Source organism: Psychromicrobium silvestre, assembly GCF_013408295.1.
Classification (GTDB): domain Bacteria; phylum Actinomycetota; class Actinomycetes; order Actinomycetales; family Micrococcaceae; genus Renibacterium; species Renibacterium silvestre.
This window is the reverse complement of sequence record NZ_JACBYQ010000002.1, coordinates 1,006,619-1,022,813: the sequence shown is the minus strand read 5'-3', so window position 1 is coordinate 1,022,813 and position 16,195 is coordinate 1,006,619. Positions and strand designations below refer to the sequence as shown.

Below are 16,195 nucleotides of genomic sequence, written 5' to 3'. Positions count from 1 at the left end.
GGGCACGGACGATAAAGCAAGTCTATCCGCGAGTGGAAGCTGCGTGACATTTGGCGCACTCAACTCGACTCAAGAGTGAAAGCAATCCCGATCGGCAAGGAGAAAGCCATGAGTGTGGCCACGAATAGCCCGGCAAGCAAGAGCAGCGCGGGAAAGACCACCATCGAGGACGCGGTGGTAGCCAAAATCGTTGGCATCGCCACCCGCGAGGTCACTGGCGTCTACGCGCTGGGCGGCGGCGCGGCGCGTGCCCTGGGAGCCATTCGAGACGCCGTCGGCAATACCGATCTGGCTCAGGGCGTGTCCGTGGAGGTCGGCGAGAAACAGGTAGCGGTAGACATCACCATGGTGGTGGAGTATCCGAATCCGCTCAAGGGCGTGGCAGATCAGGTGCGCTCCGCCGTGTATCAAGCGGTGGAGAAGTTGGTTGGCTTGGACGTCGTTGAGGTAAACATCACTATTAGCGATATCCATATCCCCAGCGACGACAAGCCCGAGGATACCTCCAGCGCGCAGCAGCCCTCCGAAGGAAGCCGGGTCGAATGAACGGCACGGTAGCGGGCATCGCGATCGGGGCTATTCTGGCTTTCGCCGCACTGGCCTTCGGCTTCTGGGGCTTCGCCTTGGTACTGATCTTCATGCTGCTGGGAGCCATCCTGGGCCGGGCCTTCGAAGGAAAGCTCGATCTGCGCGGCGTCCTCAATGCTTTGAGCGGTAAGCGGAGTTCCTGATGAGCACCATCCATGTTGCCCTGCCCGGCTATACCCGGATCAGCCGTACCGCCTTGAGCCGAATGCTGTCGGCCGTAGCGGCCGAAGCCTTCGGCTTGCGGACAGCGCAGGTAAAGGCTTCAGTGAACGACGACGGCGGTAAGTTGGCTATTACGGTCAGCCTCCCACTGCGAGTACCACCGCTCGAAGACCTGGCTCGGGACGAAGGAGTCCTGGCCCGGCACGGCGGCGGCCTGATCGGCAGGGTCCACACCGCCAGCAGGGAGCTAGCTGAGCGGGCTGCGGAACTTAGCGGCTCCGAGTTCGGCCGAATCGATATCGACCTCAACAATGCAATCGTCGATGAGGCACGGCTGGAGAGGCAGGCTCCGCTTTGAGGAGCATCGAGCGGATGATCCGGAGGGAAAACCATCGCTCCCGTGCAGGCGCCTCGGTACTGACCGCCGTCATGCTGATTCTGGTGACCCTCTATCTGGCCACCGAAGTCGTTCTCCATCTTCTGGGGCAACGAGCATTGCTGGCCAGCCCGGCCCAGTTGACTGAGGGGCTAACCCGGTTGCCACAACAGGTGGCTCCGACGGTCTTGCTCGCCTCAGGCCTCGCCGCTGCGCTGCTTGGCTTGGTCCTGCTCGGCCTTGGCTTAGGTTCCGGACGAAGGGCGCGCCGGGCCTTGTTCAGTGAACGGGCGGCCGTGGTGATTGACGATTCGGTCATTACCTCGGCCCTAACGCGTTCGGCCGGTCGCCTGGCCGGGCTCCCCACCGCTCAGGTACTGACCCAAGTTCACCGCGGGCGTGTGAAGGTAGCGGTTCGACCAAGTTCCGGGACTGCCATCGATGACGATTTGCTACGGGCTGGGCTGGCAGCCGAGCTCCGCTCTTGGGGCCTGCGTCAGGAGCTGCGGCTGAGCGTGAGTATCGATAGCAAAGGAGCCGTGGGTATATGAGCAACACCTATCGCGGACTCAATCGTGCTGTCCTCATACTGATCGGGGCATTCCTACTCGCCCTCGGGGTGATAGTCGGCCTGACCGCAAGCTGGCCGCTCGCTGCCCAGCGCTGGGCTGCCTCGGCGGAACAGCTTAGAGGAACCGTGTCTGAGCAGCTCGCAAAAACAGCTTGGCGGCTCGGGGAGACCGAGCTGAGCTGGATCTGGCTGGCCATGCTGGCAGCCGCGCTGACCGCCGTCGTCCTCTTACTACTTTGGATTGCTAGTCAGGGTGGTGGCCGCAGCCCAGTTCTCAGCAAAGTCCAGACGCCCGAGGGTACAGTGACGGTACAGGAGGAGATTGCCACCACAGCGCTCAAAACAGCGCTCTCTCAGGATCCTCGTATATTGCATACCTCGGTCAGCGCGTGGCGGCTGGGTGAGGACATCGGCCTGAAGATATCTCTGCAGGCCCGGAAGGGGGCTTCACCCCGCCAACTGGCGGATGCGGTGGAGCAGCTGGTCATCGGCTTGGACCGCCTTCTGGGCACCAGCTTGCCGACCTTAATTTCGATCAACACTGGTGCACGCACCGGTTGGTCACATGAACATCGGGTGCAGTAAGCCCGGTCAACCGAAAAGAAAACGAAGGAGAGAACCATGGGTATCGAAGACAAGGCTGAAAACAAGCTGCAGGATCTAGCTGGTAACGCCAAGGAAGCTGCTGGAGATCTCACCGGGAATGAGGAGCTTCGCGCGGAAGGGCAAGCCGATCAGGCTGAAGCTGGCGCAAAGGATGCGGTGGAGAACGTCAAGGACTTCGCCCAGGATGCGGTGGAGAACGTCAAGGACTTCGCCCAAGACGCTGGCGCCAATCTCAAAGCCGCTGGCGAGAAACTGCTCGAAGGTTTCAAAAAGAAGGACTAAGCCTCTCCTGAAGAGCGAGTTGCGTCCGGCCTTGGGTTTGCGAACCCCGGGGCCGGGCGCAAGGACCTTCCGGGTAGCCCCGCACCATGAGTTCCCCGAAACAAGCTAGACAACAGGAAAGGCGCACCATGGCCCCCGGCGAGGCGAGCAAAATCAGCTCGGCCAGTGATGCTTTCCTCGTGGAACGCTCCCTGGACGGTGATATTCCGGCTTTCGAGACCTTAGCTCGCCGCTACGCCCTGCTGATGCGTTCCTATGCCGCGCGGCTTTTGAGCTCCACTTCGGAGGCTGAGGATGTGGTCCAGGAAGCCCTAGTGGTCGCCTGGAAAACCTTGGATTCCTTACAAGACCCAGCCAAGGTGAAAACCTGGCTGATGCGCATCGTCAGCCATAAGAGCATTGACCTGCTGCGTAAACGCAAGGACAACAGCCCGCTGGAGTCGATAGAACCGGTTGCCGCAGAGACCGATTCTCCTGAACGCCGAGCAGTAGCCGCCTCACAGCTCAGCGCGCTCTCTGCCGCACTGAGCCAGCTTCCGGAAACACAACGACGATGTTGGGTACTTCGAGAGTTGGGTGCGAACAGCTACCAAGACATTGCGGAGCAGCTCGATTTGAGCGTCACGGCGGTGCGTGGACAGTTAGCCCGGGCCCGAGCGACGCTGCTAGCAGAAATGGAGGAATGGCGATGAGCAAAACACCTGGACTGCTCAGCTGCGGCCACTCCCTTGACCAGCTCAATGACTATCTTGCGGCGGGCAAGACCCCTGTTAATCCCACAGTCGAGGCCTGCCCGGAATGTCAGGCAGCGTTGCGATCCCTGGCCAGGCTCAATGTCTTCATCGACGAGCTAGTGCGGCACGATTCGCAGGCAAATACGGATGAAGACCTTAAATGGCTCGGCTCAATCTTCAGCAATATCGCGCTGGAAGCCCGGGCCGGCCGCGACATTCCGTTGGAGCCCGCCGGTTTGGGGGCTTCCGGCACGGCGCCCGCTGACTTAGTGGATGGCACTTTAGTGGATGAATTGAGCCAAAGCGAGGGTGCGGTCATCGCACTGATCCGCTCCGCTGGTGATGAGCTGGAGGGGGCAATCATCGGACGTTGTCGACTGGACGGGGACGTGACTGATCCTGGAGCCGAGATTAGAGTGGATATTCGGGTCACAGCGCTTTGGGGCCCACCATTATTGGAACTGGCGCAAGAGTTACGAGCCAAGATCCAGTCGACACTGGCGCAGCACACTCAGCTGAAGATCAGCGGGATCGATATTGCCATTGTTGACATTCAGCGCACGGAGGCGGAGGTGGTTGATGACTGAGCCGGGCGGTTTTGAACAGGACGGTGCCGCTCTGGTCGATGCCCTGAACCTCACGGTGCTCGCCGTTCACGGGGTGAGCGAACTCTTCCCGCCGCGCAGCGTCGCTCATTCTGCCGCTGATCAACTCGCGGCTGCGATTCGAGGTGATGAAGCGCCGAAACTGCGCACCGTGCTGATTGAAGAGTACGACGGCGGCGTGAAGGTAACCGCGAGAATTGGGGTCGAGGTGGCGGCCAAGACGCCCGAGGTGGTCACCGCGGTGGCTTCTGCCATCCGCACCTTTATGGCTTCCGAGATCGATGAAAAAGTTCATTGCGTGGCCTCGGTTCAGGCGGTGAGCATCCAATGAAGCTGGAAATCGCGATTGCCTCCGCAGCTGGCGCTGCTGCTGCCGAACGCGGCGGGGCGGATCGAGTCGAATTGTGCAGCGGCCTCGAGCTAGGTGGTTTGACGCCCTCGGCTGGTTTGATCGAAGCCGTACTAGAGGCTACGAACCTGCCGGTGCAAGTGCTATTGCGTCCCAGGCCCGGCGATTTTTGTTACTCCGAGGATGAGCTTCGCACTGCAGAGCGCGAGGCCCGCAGCCTCGCGCACCAGGGGGTGACCGGCGTCGTACTGGGTGCCCTGCTACCGGGTGGTCGGGTGGATCTGGAGACGACCGCCAGGCTAATTTCGGCGGTCCGCACGATTCGCCCGGGAGCAGAAATCGTCTTCCACCGGGCACTCGATCAGGCTGTGGACGCCGTCGAGGCGCTTGAGGGTCTGGCCGCACTGGGAGTGGACCGGGTCTTGACCTCCGGGCAGGCCAGCCGGGCAGCCGGCGGCGTCGTTTGCCTTGCCCGAATGGTCGCCTTGGATTCGGGAATTGAGATTATGGCCGGTGGCGGGGTGGCGCCGAAGGACATTCCAGCGCTCGCCGAAGCCGGAGTAGCGGCAGTGCACCTTTCAGCCAAGCGAAAGGCGACCACCGCATCCTCGGCGGCCCTGGCCTTAGGTTCCGCCGACGGCCAGGACCCGAACGCTTACTTCCTCACGGATGAGGGCCTGGTCCGGCAAGCCGCAAACTACTGCCGGTAGCCGCACTCTACTGGCGGTAGCCTTCAACTTCGCTGCTGGAGCGCAGTTCTGCCTCGTTCGGGTTCTCCCCTGCATCGATGCGCGCCCGGCGTTGCCGGAGCAGATCCCAGAAGCGATCGAGCTGCACCTCAATATTGCGGAGTTCGGAAGCCCGCTCGGTCGGATCGCCCTCGGTGGGCAGTTCGCCGCGCAGGTCCTGCTCGCGCTGCACCAACTCGGAAATGTGGGCGTGAATCTCTTCGCTGTTCATAGGATTCAGGCTACGCCATTTCGGGAGAGTGGCTGTCCGGATGGTGTCCTTGCCGGATCACATGCCACCCACCCGCGCGACCCCACCCACATATGAATGATCCACCCCGTCTCATGGGCCAAGTCTTCCTGGATCGAACCGACGGAAGGACTACCTCAACCCTTACGGCACACCGACTAGAGGGCCACGGACTATAAGCACCTTCTAGGTTTCTGAGCGACAACCACCGACCCGCCTCTGGAAGTGAACAATCGGTAGAGGAGATACCCACAAGACCTAACTACGCCTGTCAGAAGGTAGTGGATTTCGCTGTCAGAACGTTGCTAGCTGGTTCCCAGATAATTCTCAGCGGATACTTGGAAGACTAGTCAACTCGTCCGAAAGGCACATGATGTTGAAACATTTTCGCCGCACTCGCACAGCTAGTTTCCTTGCGATTTCAAGCGTCATCGTCGCCTTGTTAGCTGGCTGCACTCCAGCAAGCGATCCCGGACCCTCGAACACTAACCAAACGCCGTCGACGTCCTCGCCAGCTACAACCGACGCGGGTACTCCAACAGCATCGGGGACTCCGCAGGCCGTTCCTACGAAGTTAGAGCCGCCCTGGATGGATGGTGAAAAGGTCATCGCTAAGTTCGCCTCCCAGCACACGGGCGTGACCGTCGGCCCATACTCCACGAGCACCGGGTTCATTGCCGTCTATATCCGCTGCGTGGGTAAGGGCAAGATCGACATCGAGATACCTGGGAGTGCCGGTTATGCGTTGGAGTGCTCACCTAATGACAGCGATCAAGGAATCCGCAACACCTCGCAAATTCAGACGCCGAAGAGCTTCACTGTCAAGGTTCAGAGCACGAATCTCTGGTCAATCGCCATCACCGAAATCGAGAAGCCGAAGATAGACATCAATTCCACACCTTCCACCTCCGCACCTTCAGCGTAGGCGCAGCAGTTCAATGCGCCGTGTTCCATCGAGATGTCCTACAGCACTATCAAGTAAGGAATCTAAAATTTAATCACCACGAGATATCGTCATGCAGAAATTGTCGTTCAGAGGTTTATTTGCGGCTGCAATCTTGGCAGCTGCTTGCGTGCTCGTGCCTCTGGCCGCTGCTCCCGTGGCATAGACCGTCGGGACGCAGGCAGCAGTCATCCACTCGCCCCAGGGCGCTTGCCAGGCCGCCTGGCATTACCGATCCACCGGCAGGGGCGCGGATACCATCGTCGGCGTCGGAGCGCTGCAAGCGAACCGCAACGGAACAGGCTCAAACCAAGTCTCCAGCTTTAGCGCTCAAGTATCGGGAACCGTCTCCGCGAGCATTTCTGGGAACATCGAAGTTTCCGGGTCGGTAGTTCTCGCGAACATCAAGGGAACTTATAACGTTGGGTAACAGCCAGCCTGACGGCGACCCGGGGCAACAGCGTGTAGGTAACGGCAGCGCCTGGGAGGATTGCCTACGCCCAATACGGAGTATGGCGGGCTTACACCACCGGCGTTGAAGAGTGGAATACGACGAACTGCGCTGTGACAACAACTCACCAGGTCAAGGCGTACAGCCCCTTCCGTGTGAGATGGAATACCTGGGTAATCTGACCAAGGTCTAGCGTTTGCTCTGCCAGAAGCGCCGCCCCAAGTCGAAGGGCGGCGTTGGTGGTTTGCCGGGTTGAAAGTGCCTTTCCGTAACTTCGTCGGAGTGTCCGGCTATTGAGTGGCGCTTAGGCTATCGACATAGTGGTTCGGCATCCGTGCAGCTGCCCAACACTTGAACCCCAGGCTGAACAGCCACATATGACTCTACATAGCGGTTCTAATCAGAAAAGGAACTTATACATGATTGAAGACCTCAGTATCAGAAACGTAGATGCGCGACCAGGCTATCCGTTTCACGACTCAGTGGAATTGCCTGGATGGGAAAATCGGAGCGTTTGGGGTTATGACATACCTTCTCAAACTTTCTATGCACAGCTGTGGTCCAACGCTTCGACTCGGAAAGATCCAGATCTGTGGCTCAGCGGCGTTACTGAGCGGTATCCCTGGCCAGCATGTATCGCCCTCAGAATTTTTTCGTCGCTAGAAGTAAACCCAATTGAAGCTGTCAACGCTCTCGGAATTGGTTCAGTAGATGAGCCTATGCGATCAAAATTGGAAATCTTTGCGAAGTTCGAAGATTTTGATGGAACTAGCGACTACGAAAGAGGAGCCACCCAAGCATTGCAATGGCTTTTAGGTGAGTCTCAGGTCACACCTGGGTCGCAAGAGGCTTGGTATCAAACTTCGCCAGGACGTGATTACGTCAACGCAGAATGGCATATGGTAACAGGCCGTATCTATCTGGAACCCAACAATGAGTTTGTCAAGGGGGTGGATGAAATTCTCTCTTGGATGCAGGATCTACGATGACCGAGATCATCGGCGAATAGTCTCGAAGAACTGGCAGCTTTAGCAAAGCGTAGCCCCCAACCCGAAAGCTGGTGGCTACCTTTACTCATCCACAAATGGCAGTTGAATTTGGCGAGGTCCTGGAATATGTCCATGGACTTTGATAATTGCATTATCTATTTTTAATGCACCCTTGCTTGTCATGGTTTGCTGGGTACGCAATGTGACGCGGAGGGTGTCTCGTGAAGCGAATGCTTCCTCGCCGTTCTCAACTCGCGATATGAAACCAAGGTCTTCAATCGTGGCGTAGAAGGCGCTTCCTCCGTCGCTGAATCTCCACTTGTTGCCTTCAACGAAGTTAACGCTTTCTATGGTCAGTGCCGCTTCTCGTACTACCGGGTCGTATTTCTCGACAATCTGTTCTGGAATTTGAAATGCGTCGCGGTCTTCAGTACGTATAACGACCTTCTCTGATAGCTGCTCAGAAGATAGCGAAATTGAATCGATCCCGTCGCTATCAAGTGGAGCGACAAGAGCCTCGGTTGCCACGCGAAATTGACTGTCTTGGACAACGAGAAGAACCGTGTCAGCTATGACAACCTGTGAACCATCACCTGCCGTGATAATCGTCTTGCCACCTTCCGCCCGGCTCTGCCTGAGGTTCTTTTTCCCCTTGATCCAGATTAGGAAGGTTATAGCCGCAGCTAGATCCTGGAGGAGCTGCGAAGCGGCCAGCGTGGCAGTGATTGGTCTTGATAGCAGTGCGTCTACAGTTGCTTCGACGATTGACGGTGCTTGAATTACAAGATCGACAATAAACGAACCGCCTGTAGTTGCTTTTATCTCAATTTTAGAGGGTGGACTGCCCGGAGCTATTGCGGCTTGTACAGCCTTCGCTGAGCGCGCCAAAGCCAGAAGTGACGGCGCATATTTTTCAACCTCAATAGTATGATCACGTGTTGCTTCACCATCATATGTAAGTTTGAAATGAGCCTGATCAGTAGCCATCTTCCCCTGCTTCAGTTGCCTTCAATCTGAAGATTAACAGTTAGCTAAGACATTAACAACTGATAGCCTTCCGTCCCACCCTGGGGCGGGAACCTACGAGGTCTAGTGTGCAAGCCTGCACCCCACATAGTCGTTGGCACAGCCGATTGCAATCGGCCAGCCTCAGTGAAACTGATACAGGGATCGAACCCCACCAAGAACTTAACGGCAAAGCACTCTCCAATTGGACGGGTTTTGGACGGGATTCCCAAAAACCAGCCAACAAAAAATCCACCTCACTACAGGGATACTTCCCAGCAACGACGCGGATTTTCAATGGAGCCCCCTGCCGGATTCGAACCGGCGACCCCCTGTTTACAAGACAGGTGCTCTGGCCAACTGAGCTAAGGAGGCGCGGGCCTCCGGACCAAACGCCGGAAACCGCCTGCACAAGTTTATCCCAGAAGCGTGGGCTCGAAAAATGCCGCTCGGGGAGTCCAGTCGCCTAGAGCCGGGAGCCTTTCAGCACTGCTCCCAAGGCTCGAAGGGAAATTTACATCTTGGCAGTGAATGAGGTGTGTTCCTCCAACGATCCTGTTGTGCAGCATCCGTGAGTGATTCCATCTGGACTTCAGACCTTGTCAGTGGCGCTCAAAACGGGCGACAATATTGACAGCGCAAATCGCTGTCGAGCAGGAGTAGCTGTCGTGATATTGCATTTATCAAAATGACTAAGGCTCAAACTATCTCCCTACTTGATATTTTCACTAGCAGCCTTAAAACAAGGTAAAGCTCGCCGCCAGAAGGCTAATCCCGCATGATCGAGATCCGCAAGTCTCCAATAAGAAATTCTTGTGCGGAAAGATTTCTCCGTCATGGCGCGACAAGTGGCATAGTGAGCGCAATAAGGCACTCTGCACTCATCCGGCAGAAGCGCTGTTTGTCAAATTTTAGGAATTAATCATCTAAGAACTTACTCACTGAATAACAGGTTATCAATAAATAGGAAATTACACGATATCCACCCACCGACCCGCCCACTTTCAATTCTCGCGTTCCGCAGCACCTGTCTACCGCTAGCCTGGCGTCGAAAGGCCCCTCAGCAGAGGAGAAGACAGGCAAACGATTGGAAGTTTTTTGCAGATCACCTCTCGTGAGGGCCTCCGGATCGCTCCCCATCGAGAGACTCCCCCTGCCTCATGTGGTGCAAAAATCCAGTCTTGAAGCTCACTGATAGAACCGGCAGAGACATCCCCCTAATGGCGAGTCAAACGAAGGTCGAAACTCGACAAAGCCCTGGAGGTATATGGAAAATTACGACTTCTAACAGAGAACCCCATCATCAGATATAAGGCCGCAATCTCTGCCTAAGCAGCAGAGACATAAGGGCCCACTGAACCAAGATGGCGCTCGTTCCGCATCCCCGCGTGTCGAGATAGCGGGTCAAAATTTGAGCGAACGCGCCCCGTTGACAGTCCACAATCACTATGTTTCACTTTCATCGTCGGGCTTAATTCCGGCGCATTTCGAATATTCAAATAGATAGCAAGGATTAATCTAATGACTACTTTGAAAGTTGCATCAGGCGCTCTCGCTGCGCTTGCGATAGCTGGCGGTGCGGTATTGGCGTCCTCCGCTCCCGCGCAGGCAATTAATATTGTCAGCTGTAATAATACTGGATACACAAGGGTTGACTTTTCAAACGCCTCAAGCATTTGTTATGCAAACGGCGGAACAACCTCGGTCCCAGGTTATACGGTTCGACAGGTTTGGGGTGGAAACAACGCAGGCAGCCTTAACACCACCACAGCATGTTGGCTATTTTATAAGTGGTCAGATGTTTATCCCAACGGAAAAGCTATTAACATCATCATTTAGTTACGACTCATAGGTAACCAGATACTGTGATTTACTCAATAACTAGAAGGAAAGCCTTACTTATTCCGGCTATCTTCTCTGTGTTGCTCGTCTCGGGCTGTCAGCAGAATAATGCCGGCAGCCCGAGCTCCGAGCCTCCACTTGAGAAGGCCCAGAGCATCTCCGAAGTGTCCCAAATCAGCAGGCCGATTGACGCGTATCTACCAACAGCGTCGGAGGTCTTGTCGCTAGCAAGGCTACAAATACGTACAACGAACTCCTGCTACGCCAAAAATGGACTTCCACAGGAGTACGCAAAAAATGTTTCAGATTCAAAGTTGCTCGACTTTATCAAGTTTGGGATACGTAACCGGAGTGTCCGATCCGATCTATGGGGATTTTTTGACCCAGCACAACCAGCTAAAGACGGCTACCGGTATCCTTCCGACTTCAAAGGTTTGGAACTCACAAAAGGAAATGTCCCCGATGAGGTCTTTAAATCCTGCGACGATGAGGCAAAGAAGTCTGTCTCCTCGAATTTGGGCTTCCTAGGTTACCTCGGGCAAGAAATACTTCCAAATGGTGGACCGCTAATTCCACTCCAAGATACTCGGTTCGCCTCTATCGCTGGGCAATGGAGCTCTTGCATGACAAGCGAGGGTTTGAGCTACGCGACTCCGATCTCCGCAGTATCCGACTTGAAATGGAGGTCGGGTACTGTGCCAAGTAAAGAAGAGATTGCAGTCGCTGCAGCAGATAAAAAATGTAAGTCTAACGTCAATCTTGTCGGATCTGCGTTGGCTGTTCAGGCCGCCTATGATAAGGCGTACATAGCTCAATACAAGGCTCAACTAGACGGGTTCAAAACGCAGCTCGCCAACCTGGTAAAGGCTAGCTAGGTTCAGCCCTGTTCCTGCTCTTCACGGCCATTCCCGCAGTTGCATAGTTCCAGAATTGGTCAATAAAACGCCCGTTCTCCAAAAGATCTACTTGGAGAACGGGCGTTTTATTGACCCCGGTAGCCTGGCGGATACACCGCTGTCTTTCAATTACTCACGACGTGGCATTCACTTTCAGAACATCTAGACGACTTGGCTCTTGTAATCGATGAACCACTGCAGTACATGGGTCACTCACAAGCTGCCTGATATCTATCTGCTTCAGCCCCAGTCGCTGAGCCGCCTACCGACCTTTACTTGTTCTTAGCAGTAATAACGCTCTGCACGAAGTCCTTGAAATCCGAGTAATTTGTCTGAGACGTACCTTGATACGTTTGACCATCAACCAGGATCGTAGGCGTCCCCTTCAGACCGTGTGCCAGCGCGAGCTGGTTGGTGTAGGCCACTAATGGACGATAGGTTCGACTGTCCACGGCCGAGTCAATGTTGGCGCCAAGGTCCTTTGCGAACTGCTTGAGCTGGTCATTAGTAAGACCAGTGCTGTTCTCCTGGGGCTGGTTCTCATAGAGCTTACCGACAAAGTCCACGTACTTGTCGGGGGCGGTCGCGGCGACTGCAGCAGCAGCAGCAGCAGCTCGTGAAGAATAGTTCGTTCCGGCTGAAGAACTGTCAAGAATGGTAATCGGACGATACTCGTAAGTGATGCTTCCGGCGTTGGCCAAGTCTTTCAGCACAGTTGAGTTGGTTTTCTCGAAATCGTTGCAAAACGGGCACATGAAGTCCAGATAAATCACTACCTGAACAGGCTTGCCCTTAGCAGTTGCCGCAACTCCTATGCCGCTGAGATCGGTCATCGCAGTCGGTGCAGCTGTAGGCAAAGCCGAGATAGTGGTCTTGTCCACATCTCCAGCAGCTTGCGCAGGAGGGATGAGCTTGCCATCTTTACCGATCACGGCACCGCCGTAGGTGTTCATGTTCGCTGGGACCGGCCCCTTATCGGCAATCGGAGCATTGTTCTGCATATTGGTCACCACGATCAGCGCGACCACGGCAATAATCGCTACGACAGCAACCAGGACGCCGCCCCGGATGAGCCAGCCATTGCGTTTCTGCTTTTTGGCTGCTGCCTCACGAATCAGCCTGGCCTGTTCACGTGCTGCCGCAGTGCGCTCGGCTTTGGTCATCTTCGGTTGGTTCTGTGAACTCATCGTTCCTCATGTCTGTGCGCGGCTCACGCCGTGAATAGTCAACCCTCTCATTTTAGGGGCAATTCACGGACGATACCGCATCAGTGCGCTCCAGGGGAGGAAACCCACAGCAGCCACCCAGCGGAATAGGGTCCATTTCTTGCCGCTATATCGGCCGTTGGCAACACCAGATAAGCTGTTATTGGAACCAAAGGCAGGGAGCATGTGATGCCAGCTACTGGCAAAACCAAGAAAAGCACCAAAAAGAATGCCAAAGAATTCGACTTCATTGTGGTTTCAAACCGGCTACCGGTGGACCGGGTCCGGAATGCGGACGGCAAGGACGATTGGCGACGCTCGCCGGGCGGCTTAGTGACCGCGCTTGGCCCCGTGATGGCTAAGTCCGACGGCGCCTGGGTCGGTTGGCATGGCGCCCCCGGTGAGAAGCTCGACGCCTTCGGCCACGAGAACATGAAGCTCATCCCGGTAGAACTTAGCGCGGAAGAAGTCGAGCTTTACTACGAAGGTTTCGCCAACGCTACATTGTGGCCCCTCTATCACGATGTGATCGCCCCTCCTGAGTTTCACCGTACTTGGTGGGAGGCTTACCGCACGGTCAATAAGAGGTTCGCCGACGCCGTCGCCCACTCCGCTGCACAGGGAGCCATCGTGTGGGTACAGGACTACCAACTTCAGCTGGTACCAAAATACTTACGGGAGGCTCGCCCCGATCTGCAGATTGGGTTTTTCAACCATATCCCCTTCCCCCCACTGGAGATCTACGCGCAGTTACCCTGGCGACGAGCCCTGCTGGAGGGTTTGCTAGGAGCCGATTTGCTTGGCTTCCAGCGCCCTAATGACGCCAGCAATTTCCTGCGCTGCGTGCGCCGTTACGTCAATGCCACGGTCAAACAGAATCAGATCACCATCGGTGAGCGAACTGTCCGCGCTGGGGCTTTCCCCATCTCCATCGACACAGCTCAGATCTCGGCTCTGGCGGCCACTCCCGAGGTGCAAGAACGCGCCAAGCAGATCCGAAGGGACCTGGGCAATCCGAAAACGGTGCTCCTTGGCGTGGACCGATTGGACTACACCAAGGGGATCCGGCATCGGCTCAAGGCTTTCAGCGAATTGCTTGAAGAGGGCAGACTGAATGTTGGGGATGTCACCCTTATTCAGGTGGCTAGCCCCAGCCGGGAACGCGTGGAGAGCTACCGGATGCTCCGCGAAGAGGTGGAGGGTACGGTCGGCAGGATCAACGGCACCTTCGACACCATCCAGCACACCGCGGTGCGCTATCTGCACCACAGTTATCCGCTGGCGGAGATGGTCGCCCTATACCTGGCTGCCGACGTCATGCTGGTCACCGCGCTACGCGATGGAATGAACTTGGTGGCCAAAGAGTATGTGGCCACTCGAGCAAATAACGACGGCGCACTAGTGCTGAGCGAATTTACCGGAGCCGCTGATCAGCTCCGCCAGGCTCTACTGATCAACCCGCACGATATCGACGGGCTCAAGGATTCGATGATGGCCGCCGTGGAGATTAGCGCCTCTGAGTCTGCCCGGAGAATGCGGTTGATGCGCCGACAGATCCTGGACCACGATGTGGAACGCTGGTCACAGGAGTTCCTGAGTAGTCTGCGTTCAAAGACATGATTTCCGCGGAACTCGCTCATGCGCTCAACACACTGTGCCGCACCGAGCGGCTGCTCATTGCCTTGGACTTCGATGGCACCCTTTCGCCCTTGGTCCCACGAGCAGAGGACGCGAGACCGTTACCCGCGAGCGCCGCTGCCTTCGCGGAACTCGCCGAGCTGCCGGATACCATCACCGCCCTCATCTCGGGACGAGCCTTGGATAGCCTTCGTTCGGTAGCCTCCCCACCCGCCAGCACACTGCTCATCGGTAGCCACGGCGCAGAAACCTGGTTCGGCCCCGGACAAGCTCCACTGCAATTGGAGCCGGCGCAGCAGGAATTGCTCGGGCAGGGCGTCGAGCTGATCCAAAAAGTCGCCAGCGAGCATCAGGGCACCACGGTGGAACTCAAGCCCGCCGGTGTTGTGCTGCACACCAGGCAAGCCTCCCCTGACGTAGCCGAGCAGGCGGTCTCGGCAGCCAAAGCCGCTTTGAGCGAGCTTGGTGCTCACCTACAGGAGGGCAAGCGGGTGCTGGAGCTCAGCGTGTTGCAGGTAGATAAGGGGCAAGGGCTGGATCTGCTTCGCTCCATCAGTAGGCCGACGGCGGTACTCTTCGCCGGGGACGACACCACCGATGAGGATGGTTTCCGCGCCCTGAGCGGGGCCGACGTCGGGATCAAGGTCGGCGACGGACCCACTGCAGCCGCCTACCGGATCGGTTCGGTTCGAGATACCCCGGAACTGCTGAAAACCATCCTGCGCCTCCGCCGAACGGCAAATAATTCGGCACCCGTCATGTGATGCGGCTCACTCGATAAGTGTGCGATAGTTGACCTACAACTGAATATCAACCATTCACTACGGATCGTTCGGCACGTACCTGCCGATGAAGGGATAGATAACTGTGGCTACAGTTACTTTTGATAATGCAACCCGCTTGTACCCGGGCACCGATAAGCCCGCCGTTGACAAGCTCAACATTGATATCGCAGATGGCGAGTTCCTGGTTTTGGTCGGCCCCTCTGGCTGCGGAAAATCCACTTCGCTGCGGATGCTGGCCGGGCTTGAGGATGTCAACGCCGGCCGGATTCTGATTGGTGACCGCGACGTTACCGATATGCCTCCGAAGGACCGCGATATCGCTATGGTCTTCCAGAACTACGCGCTCTACCCGCACATGACGGTTGCCGACAATATGGGCTTTGCGCTCAAGATCGCCGGCGTCAGCAAGGAAGAGCGGGCTCAGCGCGTTCGCGAGGCGGCAAAGCTGCTTGACCTCGAACCCTATTTGGACCGCAAGCCGAAGGCTCTCTCCGGTGGTCAACGTCAGCGCGTCGCGATGGGCCGGGCGATCGTCCGTAACCCTCAGGTGTTCCTGATGGATGAGCCGCTCTCTAACCTGGACGCCAAGCTGCGCGTGCAAACCCGTACTCAGATCGCTTCCCTGACTCGTCGTCTCGGCGTCACCACGGTCTACGTCACCCACGACCAGGTTGAGGCCATGACCATGGGTGATCGGGTTGCCGTGCTCAAGGACGGTCTGTTGCAGCAGGTAGACACCCCCCGCAACCTTTACGATCGCCCGCAGAACGTCTTCGTGGCCGGCTTCATCGGTTCTCCTGCAATGAACCTATTGGAGCTACCTACCGTTGACGACGGCGTGAAGTTCGGCGGCGTGGTCTACCCGGTTAAGCGTGAGGTGCTGAACGATGCAGCCGGTAACACGGTGACCTTGGGCGTTCGCCCCGAAGATCTGGAAACCGATCCGAGCGGCGAAGGCTTGCCGGTCGAGGTGGATGTTGTCGAAGAGCTCGGCGCTGACGCTTACATCTACGGCCACACCACACTGGATGGCAAGGAACATGACATCGTCGCTCGAGTTGATGGCCGTCGGCCACCGATGAAGGGTGACACCGTGCACGTTCGTCCGCAGCAGGGCCATGTGCACCTGTTCGATAGCAGCTCCGGCCTGCGCCTGGGCGACTAACGGAGTCGGATTCAATATCCAGCTT

The 16,195-nt window shown here is 56.8% G+C and carries 20 protein-coding genes and 1 tRNA gene; 17 read left to right on the top strand and 4 right to left on the bottom strand.

Translation table 11 applies throughout. The features are described 5' to 3' along the window. Positions 1 to 108: 108 nt before the first annotated feature. The 10 genes from FHU41_RS12695 (at position 109) to FHU41_RS12650 (ending at position 4,983) form a co-directional block, all read left to right on the top strand. The gene (locus tag FHU41_RS12695) at positions 109 to 546 is read left to right on the top strand and encodes an Asp23/Gls24 family envelope stress response protein (RefSeq protein ID WP_179389990.1); all 438 of its coding nucleotides are present in this window, start codon (positions 109 to 111) and stop codon (positions 544 to 546) included. Further along, on the top strand, positions 543 to 731 hold the full coding sequence (locus FHU41_RS12690; protein ID WP_179389989.1) for a DUF2273 domain-containing protein: 189 nt from the start codon (positions 543 to 545) through the stop codon (positions 729 to 731). Before FHU41_RS12695 ends, FHU41_RS12690 begins: the two co-directional genes overlap by 4 nt. Next, a complete protein-coding gene (locus FHU41_RS12685; protein WP_179389988.1) occupies positions 731 to 1,108 on the top strand; it encodes a hypothetical protein in 378 nt (125 codons plus the stop codon). Before FHU41_RS12690 ends, FHU41_RS12685 begins: the two co-directional genes overlap by 1 nt. Before the next feature lie 14 nt (positions 1,109 to 1,122). Beyond that, positions 1,123 to 1,677: a DUF6286 domain-containing protein gene (locus FHU41_RS12680; protein WP_179389987.1), complete on the top strand. Its 555-nt coding sequence runs from the start codon at positions 1,123 to 1,125 to the stop codon at positions 1,675 to 1,677. Beyond that, positions 1,674 to 2,282 (top strand): hypothetical protein, encoded by a 609-nt coding sequence (locus FHU41_RS12675; RefSeq protein ID WP_179389986.1) that lies wholly within the window; start codon positions 1,674 to 1,676, stop codon positions 2,280 to 2,282. Before FHU41_RS12680 ends, FHU41_RS12675 begins: the two co-directional genes overlap by 4 nt. 36 nt (positions 2,283 to 2,318) lie before the next feature. Continuing rightward, positions 2,319 to 2,585 carry a CsbD family protein gene (locus FHU41_RS12670; protein ID WP_179389985.1) on the top strand — a complete coding sequence of 89 codons (267 nt, stop codon included), beginning with the start codon at positions 2,319 to 2,321 and terminating at the stop codon, positions 2,583 to 2,585. 86 nt (positions 2,586 to 2,671) lie between these two features. After that, positions 2,672 to 3,277 carry an RNA polymerase sigma factor gene (locus FHU41_RS12665; protein ID WP_246279616.1) on the top strand — a complete coding sequence of 202 codons (606 nt, stop codon included), beginning with the start codon at positions 2,672 to 2,674 and terminating at the stop codon, positions 3,275 to 3,277. After that, on the top strand, positions 3,274 to 3,906 hold the full coding sequence (locus FHU41_RS12660; protein WP_246279615.1) for a hypothetical protein: 633 nt from the start codon (positions 3,274 to 3,276) through the stop codon (positions 3,904 to 3,906). Before FHU41_RS12665 ends, FHU41_RS12660 begins: the two co-directional genes overlap by 4 nt. Next, entirely contained in the window at positions 3,899 to 4,255 is a 357-nt protein-coding gene (locus FHU41_RS12655) for a hypothetical protein (RefSeq protein WP_179389983.1), read from the top strand. The genes FHU41_RS12660 and FHU41_RS12655 overlap by 8 nt, the downstream gene beginning before the upstream one ends. Further along, positions 4,252 to 4,983 carry a copper homeostasis protein CutC gene (locus FHU41_RS12650; RefSeq protein WP_179389982.1) on the top strand — a complete coding sequence of 244 codons (732 nt, stop codon included), beginning with the start codon at positions 4,252 to 4,254 and terminating at the stop codon, positions 4,981 to 4,983. Before FHU41_RS12655 ends, FHU41_RS12650 begins: the two co-directional genes overlap by 4 nt. A 7-nt stretch (positions 4,984 to 4,990) precedes the next feature. Here the strand turns inward: FHU41_RS12650 and FHU41_RS12645 are convergent, their stop codons facing one another. Continuing rightward, entirely contained in the window at positions 4,991 to 5,233 is a 243-nt protein-coding gene (locus tag FHU41_RS12645) for a DUF2630 family protein (protein ID WP_179389981.1), read from the bottom strand. Positions 5,234 to 5,840: 607 nt separating this feature from the next. On the opposite strand from FHU41_RS12645, the gene FHU41_RS12640 reads away from it, so the two are divergent. Together FHU41_RS12640 and FHU41_RS12635 are read left to right on the top strand one after the other, a co-directional pair. Continuing rightward, entirely contained in the window at positions 5,841 to 6,176 is a 336-nt protein-coding gene (locus tag FHU41_RS12640; protein WP_179389980.1) for a hypothetical protein, read from the top strand. An 888-nt stretch (positions 6,177 to 7,064) separates the two neighbouring features. Next, positions 7,065 to 7,634: a hypothetical protein gene (locus FHU41_RS12635; RefSeq protein WP_179389979.1), complete on the top strand. Its 570-nt coding sequence runs from the start codon at positions 7,065 to 7,067 to the stop codon at positions 7,632 to 7,634. An 81-nt stretch (positions 7,635 to 7,715) separates the two neighbouring features. Here the strand turns inward: FHU41_RS12635 and FHU41_RS12630 are convergent, their stop codons facing one another. Both FHU41_RS12630 and FHU41_RS12625 read right to left on the bottom strand, forming a co-directional pair. Then, entirely contained in the window at positions 7,716 to 8,621 is a 906-nt protein-coding gene (locus FHU41_RS12630; protein WP_179389978.1) for an LAPAL motif-containing putative phage structural protein, read from the bottom strand. A gap of 316 nt (positions 8,622 to 8,937) precedes the next feature. Beyond that, positions 8,938 to 9,014 (bottom strand) — tRNA-Thr (locus FHU41_RS12625). Positions 9,015 to 10,160: 1,146 nt separating this feature from the next. Here FHU41_RS12625 and FHU41_RS12620 point away from each other — a divergent pair. Together FHU41_RS12620 and FHU41_RS12615 are read left to right on the top strand one after the other, a co-directional pair. Further along, positions 10,161 to 10,478 carry a hypothetical protein gene (locus tag FHU41_RS12620; RefSeq protein ID WP_179389977.1) on the top strand — a complete coding sequence of 106 codons (318 nt, stop codon included), beginning with the start codon at positions 10,161 to 10,163 and terminating at the stop codon, positions 10,476 to 10,478. Positions 10,479 to 10,504: 26 nt separating this feature from the next. Continuing rightward, on the top strand, positions 10,505 to 11,356 hold the full coding sequence (locus FHU41_RS12615) for a hypothetical protein (protein ID WP_179389976.1): 852 nt from the start codon (positions 10,505 to 10,507) through the stop codon (positions 11,354 to 11,356). A gap of 293 nt (positions 11,357 to 11,649) precedes the next feature. Here FHU41_RS12615 and FHU41_RS12610 read toward each other — a convergent pair whose 3' ends face one another. Beyond that, a complete protein-coding gene (locus FHU41_RS12610; RefSeq protein ID WP_179389975.1) occupies positions 11,650 to 12,564 on the bottom strand; it encodes a DsbA family protein in 915 nt (304 codons plus the stop codon). A gap of 207 nt (positions 12,565 to 12,771) precedes the next feature. On the opposite strand from FHU41_RS12610, the gene otsA reads away from it, so the two are divergent. From otsA to FHU41_RS12595, 3 genes are all read left to right on the top strand, one after another. Then, positions 12,772 to 14,202 carry an alpha,alpha-trehalose-phosphate synthase (UDP-forming) gene (gene otsA / locus FHU41_RS12605; RefSeq protein ID WP_179389974.1) on the top strand — a complete coding sequence of 477 codons (1,431 nt, stop codon included), beginning with the start codon at positions 12,772 to 12,774 and terminating at the stop codon, positions 14,200 to 14,202. Then, complete coding sequence (gene otsB, locus FHU41_RS12600) at positions 14,199 to 14,984, top strand: trehalose-phosphatase (RefSeq protein ID WP_179389973.1); 786 nt, start codon at positions 14,199 to 14,201, stop codon at positions 14,982 to 14,984. The genes otsA and otsB overlap by 4 nt, the downstream gene beginning before the upstream one ends. Positions 14,985 to 15,087: 103 nt before the next feature. Further along, complete coding sequence (locus FHU41_RS12595) at positions 15,088 to 16,170, top strand: sn-glycerol-3-phosphate ABC transporter ATP-binding protein UgpC (RefSeq protein ID WP_179389972.1); 1,083 nt, start codon at positions 15,088 to 15,090, stop codon at positions 16,168 to 16,170. Positions 16,171 to 16,195 lie beyond the last annotated feature (25 nt).

Bases quoted from the DNA above. Each gene is read 5' to 3' on its own strand.
- FHU41_RS12695 (WP_179389990.1), top strand. From the start codon at position 109: ATGAGTGTGGCCACGAATAGCCCGGCAAGCAAGAGCAGCGCGGGAAAG.
- FHU41_RS12690 (WP_179389989.1), top strand. From the start codon at position 543: ATGAACGGCACGGTAGCGGGCATCGCGATCGGGGCTATTCTGGCTTTC.
- FHU41_RS12685 (WP_179389988.1), top strand. From the start codon at position 731: ATGAGCACCATCCATGTTGCCCTGCCCGGCTATACCCGGATCAGCCGT.
- FHU41_RS12680 (WP_179389987.1), top strand. From the start codon at position 1,123: ATGATCCGGAGGGAAAACCATCGCTCCCGTGCAGGCGCCTCGGTACTG.
- FHU41_RS12675 (WP_179389986.1), top strand. From the start codon at position 1,674: ATGAGCAACACCTATCGCGGACTCAATCGTGCTGTCCTCATACTGATC.
- FHU41_RS12670 (WP_179389985.1), top strand. From the start codon at position 2,319: ATGGGTATCGAAGACAAGGCTGAAAACAAGCTGCAGGATCTAGCTGGT.
- FHU41_RS12665 (WP_246279616.1), top strand. From the start codon at position 2,672: ATGAGTTCCCCGAAACAAGCTAGACAACAGGAAAGGCGCACCATGGCC.
- FHU41_RS12660 (WP_246279615.1), top strand. From the start codon at position 3,274: ATGAGCAAAACACCTGGACTGCTCAGCTGCGGCCACTCCCTTGACCAG.
- FHU41_RS12655 (WP_179389983.1), top strand. From the start codon at position 3,899: ATGACTGAGCCGGGCGGTTTTGAACAGGACGGTGCCGCTCTGGTCGAT.
- FHU41_RS12650 (WP_179389982.1), top strand. From the start codon at position 4,252: ATGAAGCTGGAAATCGCGATTGCCTCCGCAGCTGGCGCTGCTGCTGCC.
- FHU41_RS12645 (WP_179389981.1), bottom strand. From the start codon at position 5,233: ATGAACAGCGAAGAGATTCACGCCCACATTTCCGAGTTGGTGCAGCGC.
- FHU41_RS12640 (WP_179389980.1), top strand. From the start codon at position 5,841: ATGGATGGTGAAAAGGTCATCGCTAAGTTCGCCTCCCAGCACACGGGC.
- FHU41_RS12635 (WP_179389979.1), top strand. From the start codon at position 7,065: ATGATTGAAGACCTCAGTATCAGAAACGTAGATGCGCGACCAGGCTAT.
- FHU41_RS12630 (WP_179389978.1), bottom strand. From the start codon at position 8,621: ATGGCTACTGATCAGGCTCATTTCAAACTTACATATGATGGTGAAGCA.
- FHU41_RS12620 (WP_179389977.1), top strand. From the start codon at position 10,161: ATGACTACTTTGAAAGTTGCATCAGGCGCTCTCGCTGCGCTTGCGATA.
- FHU41_RS12610 (WP_179389975.1), bottom strand. From the start codon at position 12,564: ATGAGTTCACAGAACCAACCGAAGATGACCAAAGCCGAGCGCACTGCG.
- otsA (WP_179389974.1), top strand. From the start codon at position 12,772: ATGCCAGCTACTGGCAAAACCAAGAAAAGCACCAAAAAGAATGCCAAA.
- otsB (WP_179389973.1), top strand. From the start codon at position 14,199: ATGATTTCCGCGGAACTCGCTCATGCGCTCAACACACTGTGCCGCACC.